At 64.1% G+C, this 4,725-nt stretch carries 6 protein-coding genes; 4 read left to right on the top strand and 2 right to left on the bottom strand.

The window, feature by feature from the left end; all coding sequences use genetic code 11:
* Nucleotides 1–59: 59 nt before the first annotated feature.
* The gene (locus CH339_RS24485) at nt 60–299 is read right to left on the bottom strand and encodes a hypothetical protein (RefSeq protein ID WP_146610288.1); all 240 of its coding nucleotides are present in this window, start codon (nt 297–299) and stop codon (nt 60–62) included.
* On the opposite strand from CH339_RS24485, the gene CH339_RS25235 reads away from it, so the two are divergent.
* Nucleotides 292–681: a YbhB/YbcL family Raf kinase inhibitor-like protein gene (locus CH339_RS25235; protein WP_244669045.1), complete on the top strand. Its 390-nt coding sequence runs from the start codon at nt 292–294 to the stop codon at nt 679–681. The two genes, CH339_RS24485 and CH339_RS25235, sit on opposite strands and share 8 nt — an antisense overlap.
* Nucleotides 682–781: 100 nt before the next feature.
* Here CH339_RS25235 and CH339_RS23400 read toward each other — a convergent pair whose 3' ends face one another.
* Nucleotides 782–1,675, bottom strand: a complete 894-nt coding sequence (locus CH339_RS23400; protein WP_245408195.1) for a fructose bisphosphate aldolase — start codon at nt 1,673–1,675, stop codon at nt 782–784.
* 624 nt (nt 1,676–2,299) lie between these two features.
* Between CH339_RS23400 and CH339_RS23395 the strand changes: the two genes are divergently transcribed.
* The 3 genes from CH339_RS23395 (at nt 2,300) to CH339_RS23385 (ending at nt 4,475) form a co-directional block, all read left to right on the top strand.
* Nucleotides 2,300–2,971, top strand: coding sequence for a TetR/AcrR family transcriptional regulator (locus tag CH339_RS23395; RefSeq protein ID WP_111436829.1), 672 nt, complete (start codon nt 2,300–2,302; stop codon nt 2,969–2,971).
* 66 nt (nt 2,972–3,037) lie between these two features.
* Nucleotides 3,038–4,057 carry a ketol-acid reductoisomerase gene (gene ilvC / locus CH339_RS23390; protein WP_111436828.1) on the top strand — a complete coding sequence of 340 codons (1,020 nt, stop codon included), beginning with the start codon at nt 3,038–3,040 and terminating at the stop codon, nt 4,055–4,057.
* A gap of 130 nt (nt 4,058–4,187) precedes the next feature.
* Complete coding sequence (locus CH339_RS23385; RefSeq protein WP_111436827.1) at nt 4,188–4,475, top strand: GIY-YIG nuclease family protein; 288 nt, start codon at nt 4,188–4,190, stop codon at nt 4,473–4,475.
* Nucleotides 4,476–4,725 lie beyond the last annotated feature (250 nt).

Raw genomic sequence — 4,725 nt, 5'->3', positions numbered from 1 at the left:
CGGCGCCCGTTCGGGCTTGCGAAGCCTGACGGCTTTGTTTTCTGTCTCCGGCCGAGCGCTCACTTGCGTTCGCTGGCCGCCGCGAGAGCGGCGCATGAGCGCCGGCGGCCGTTCGGCCTTGCGAAGCCTGGCGGTTTCGATTTTTCGCTCGCGCCAGCCTCGCTGCGCTCGCGGCGTTCGCCGCCGCCCGCACACAATGGTGTGACGTCGGCCCGGTTGCCTTCCCCGATTTGCGGAAATTCGATACCGTTTGACCCGTCAAAAACGGTCATTCCGACGGGGAGGAAATCCATGGCCATTCGAGGTTTTCTGTGCGCGCTCTTTTTCGGGGCGTTTCTTGCCGCATCGGCCGTCACGAGCCCGGCATCGGCCATGAGCCTCGGCTTTTCCTGGGGGCCGACGAAGAAATGCTTCGATTCCAAGTCGCCGCCGATGCGCGTCGGCAAGGTGCCGAAGGGAACCAGGAAGCTCCGCTTCCGCATGGTCGACCTCAACGCGCCGAACTATCCCCATGGCGGGGGCACCGTCGCCTGGAGCGGCAAGCGCAACATTCCTTACGGCGCGTTCCGCTACAAGGGACCGTGCCCGCCGAGCCGGCACACCTACCAGTTCACCGTCGAGGCGCTCGGTGCCGGCAACAAGGTGCTCGGCCGGGCCAAGGCCCGGCGCGCGTTTCCTTGAAGATATTTGCGACTGGGGGCGCCGCGGGGCGTCGTTGCGCACAAAAAAGGGCCTCCGGCGCGTTGCGCCGAAGGCCCCTGATATTTCCGGACCCGCAGCTTTACGTGCGCGAGGCCTGGTAGATGCTCTCGATGGCGGCATCGAGCGTCTTGTTGAACTCCTCGTCGCTCTGCTGGGCCGAGAGGCCTTCGCTCAGGGCGCGCGAGAAGCTGGCGACCATGCCGTTCTGGCGGGCGAGGCGCTGGTTGGCCTCTTCGCGCGAATAGCCACCGGAAAGCGCCACGACCTTCAGCACGTTCGGATGCTCGATGCAGGGCTTGTAGAAGTTGTCGACTTCGGGAAGCGTCAGCTTCAGCATGACGAGCTTGCCCTCGCCGAGCTGGTCGAGGTGCTTCATCAGGGCCTTCAGCAACAGCTCCTCGGCGCCGGACTTGTCCGGGCTCTTGATGTCGACCTCCGGCTCGATGATCGGCACGAGGTCCGCAGCGACGATCTGGTTGCCGATCTCGAACTGCTGGTCGACGACGGCGTCGACGCCGGTCGGGTTGGACGTCTTGATGACGGAGCGCATCTTGGTGCCGAAGACGTTCTTGGCCTTGGCGCGGACCAGAAGGTCGGCCAGGTCCGGCATCGGCTTCATCACCTGGGCGCCGTCCTTCTCGTCCGCAAGGCCCTTGTCCACCTTCAGGAACGGAACGACGTTCTTGACGTCCCAGAGATAGTCGGCGGTGCCCTTGCCCTCGACTTCGCGGTCCATGGTCATCTCGAACAGGATTGCGCCGATCAGCCGGTCGCCGGTGAAGGCCGGGCTGGTCATGATGCGGGTGCGCATCTCGTGGACGAGGTCGAACATTTCCGCATCGTTGCTGTAGGCGTCGGCGTTGACGCCATAGGCGGCGAGCGCCTTCGGCGTGCTGCCGCCGCTCTGGTCCAATGCAGCGATGAAACCGTTCTCGGTGCGAATCTTGTTAATCTGGTCTGTGTTGATGCTCACGGTGACCTCTATTGGTTGCTTGCTTGGGAGATGCGAAATCAAAATCGCGCGCCAGCGTGTAACGGAGCGAAGCCGCGTCCTTACAGCCGGCAGCAGATGGGGCATGGGCGGATACTAACGAATCTGCGCCGTCAAATCGATTGATTTCTGATCTTTTCGCCCCGCCAAAACGCAATCGACGCCGATGCCGCACACCGTGCGGGCCGATCCGTCGACAAACGGCCCGAAGACGGTCCGGTGCGCGCGCCACGTGGCGATTCGGACGAGGTTCTCGGGCCGGAATCGGCAGACCCGCGACGATCGACATTGGGTTTGGTGCGGCCGGGGGATCAGCGATCGAATGTCCGGTAGAGGGGGGCGGGCCGGCGTTTCGACCCCCAACACCGTCCGCGCTAGGGCACGGGCGCGCTCCCGGACGCAAGCCGAGCCGGCTCCTTTCTCCAGATCTGCGGCGATTCAGCTTGCCTTTTCGCCTTGACGGCAAAGCCGGGACGAGTCATGTTTCCGTCCGAACCGTACGGTACGGTTCGATGCAATTGGTAGCCGCCGCATGGCAAAACATGTGCCTTTCTGCGGGCAGCCGGAGACCCAGAGCGCAACGCGACCGGGACATCGAACGACGTCATGGCGCCGACGACAGAGCAGCAGATCGACCAGGTGGATTTCAGCGACAGGCAGAACGCGGTCCTGGAAAGCGCCCTGCAGTTGCTCGTCGAAGGCGGCGAGCGGGCGCTGACGACGGCCGGGATCGCGCGGGCCGCAAACTGCTCCAAGGAAAGCCTCTACCGCTGGTTCGGCGACCGGGACGGCCTGTTGGCCGCCGTCGTCTCGTTCCAGGCGCGCAAGGTCCGCTTTCCGGACGAGGCCGCCGGCGGTCGCGACACCGTGCGCGAGCGGCTGGTGCTGTTCGGCACCGACCTTTTGACCGTCCTTGCCGGCGATGCCTCGCTCGCCCTTAACCGGCTCGCCATCGGCCAGGCGAACCGGGACGATGCCCGGCTCGGCCACCTGCTCCTGGAGCATGGCCGCGGGCGCATCGAGCGGCGCGCCCATGCCGTCCTGGAGACCGGGCGCCGGCGCGGCCACCTCGTCTTTACCGACGTGGAAGCCGCCTACCGCACCCTTTACGGCCTGATCATCGGCGATACCCACACCCGCATGCTGCTCGGCGCCGAGCCGCGGCCGTCGGAGCGGGATTTCGCCGCCCTTGCCGAGGCCGCCGTCGACCGCTTCTTCCGGCTCTTCGGGGCCGACACCGCCACCCGGGAGCCCGGCACCGCGCCGGATCCCGACTGAACCCCACCGGGCGCCCGATGGGAGGGGCGCTGCAAACACCAGACAACAAAAGAGAAGGACTTCGAAATGCGCGTTTATTACGATCGTGACGCCGACCTCAACCTGATCAAGGGCAAGAAGGTCGCTGTCGTCGGCTATGGCAGCCAGGGCCGCGCCCATGCCCTCAACCTGAAGGATTCCGGCGTTGCCGAAGTTGCCGTAGCGCTGCGCCCCGGCTCCTCCACCGCCGCCAAGGTCGAGGCCGACGGCCTCAAGGTGCTGAGCGTTGCCGAGGCCGCCGGCTGGGCCGACGTCATGATGATGGCGACCCCGGACGAGCTGCAGGCCGACATCTACCGCGACGAGATCGCCGCGAACATCCGCGACGGCGCGGCGATCGCCTTTGCCCACGGCCTCAACATCCACTTCAACCTGATCGAGCCGAAGGACACCGTTGACGTCATCATGGTCGCCCCGAAGGGCCCGGGCCACACCGTGCGCAGCGAGTACCAGCGCGGCGGCGGCGTGCCGTGCCTGATGGCGGTCGACCACGACGCCTCCGGTAACGCCCACGACATCGCGCTGGCCTATGCGTCTGCAATCGGCGGCGGCCGCTCCGGCATCATCGAGACCACCTTCAAGGAAGAGTGCGAGACCGACCTCTTCGGCGAGCAGGTGGTGCTGTGCGGTGGCCTGGTGGAGCTGATCCGCGCCGGCTTCGAGACCCTGGTGGAGGCCGGCTACGCGCCGGAAATGGCCTATTTCGAGTGCCTGCACGAGGTAAAGCTGATCGTCGACCTGATCTATGAGGGCGGCATCGCCAACATGAACTACTCGATCTCCAACACGGCGGAATATGGCGAGTACGTCTCCGGTCCGCGCATCGTCACGCCCGAGACCAAGGCGGAAATGAAGCGTATCCTTTCCGACATTCAGTCCGGCCGCTTCACCCGCGACTGGATGATCGAGTGCAAGGCCGGCCAGCCGTCCTTCAAGGCGACCCGGCGCATCAACGACGCCCACCAGGTCGAGGAAATCGGCGAGAAACTGCGCGGCATGATGCCGTGGATCAAGGAAAAGGCCCTTGTCGACAAGAGCCGGAACTAGCTTCCTGGAGGTCGGTAACCGATAACCGTCATTGCGAGCGAAGCGAAGCAATCCAGGGCAACTGGTGCCGAAACTGGATTGCTTCGTCGGCTACGCCTCCTCGCAATGACGGCGAAAGGGTTGGCCAAAGATGAAACGTCCGGCCGTTTACATCATGGCGAGCAAGAGGAATGGCACGCTCTATACCGGTGTGACGTCCGATCTGAATGCCCGGATTCACCAGCACAGGACTGGGACGAGCGGTGGTTTCGCTTCTCAATATGGATGCCGCGTCCTTGTCTATGCGGAGATCCTCGACGATATGGAAACGGCGATTGCGCGGGAAAAGCAGATCAAGGCGGGATCACGGGTGCGCAAACTGCGATTGATCGAAGAGGCCAATCCCGATTGGCGTGACCTTGCCGAGGACCTCCTTTAAGGGAGGGTGATCTGTTGAATTTCGGGAGTACTCGTCATTGCTGTGCAAGTTCAGATATTCGCTGATGGGATTGCGGAAAGGAGCGACCCATGCGCGACAACAGCTATGACCGGACGATTGAACGGAACTATGTTCAGAAGTGGCGTTTCCTGATCAGGGAATATGAGGAGGTCAAGGCCGGCCGGTCGTCGGCCTTTGCCACGGTCGGGGCCTTTTACCGCCACCACGGCACCTGCTCGCAGACCTTCCG

Source organism: Rhodobium orientis (genome assembly GCF_003258835.1).
Classification (GTDB): domain Bacteria; phylum Pseudomonadota; class Alphaproteobacteria; order Rhizobiales; family Rhodobiaceae; genus Rhodobium; species Rhodobium orientis.
This window is presented reverse-complemented; position numbering and strand designations above follow the sequence as displayed.

Excerpts from the sequence above, each read along its gene's own strand:
- CH339_RS25235 (WP_244669045.1), top strand. The coding sequence starts at position 292 with ATGGCCATTCGAGGTTTTCTGTGCGCGCTCTTTTTCGGGGCGTTTCTT.
- CH339_RS24485 (WP_146610288.1), bottom strand. The coding sequence starts at position 299 with ATGGCCATGGATTTCCTCCCCGTCGGAATGACCGTTTTTGACGGGTCA.
- CH339_RS23395 (WP_111436829.1), top strand. The coding sequence starts at position 2,300 with ATGGCGCCGACGACAGAGCAGCAGATCGACCAGGTGGATTTCAGCGAC.
- ilvC (WP_111436828.1), top strand. The coding sequence starts at position 3,038 with ATGCGCGTTTATTACGATCGTGACGCCGACCTCAACCTGATCAAGGGC.
- CH339_RS23385 (WP_111436827.1), top strand. The coding sequence starts at position 4,188 with ATGAAACGTCCGGCCGTTTACATCATGGCGAGCAAGAGGAATGGCACG.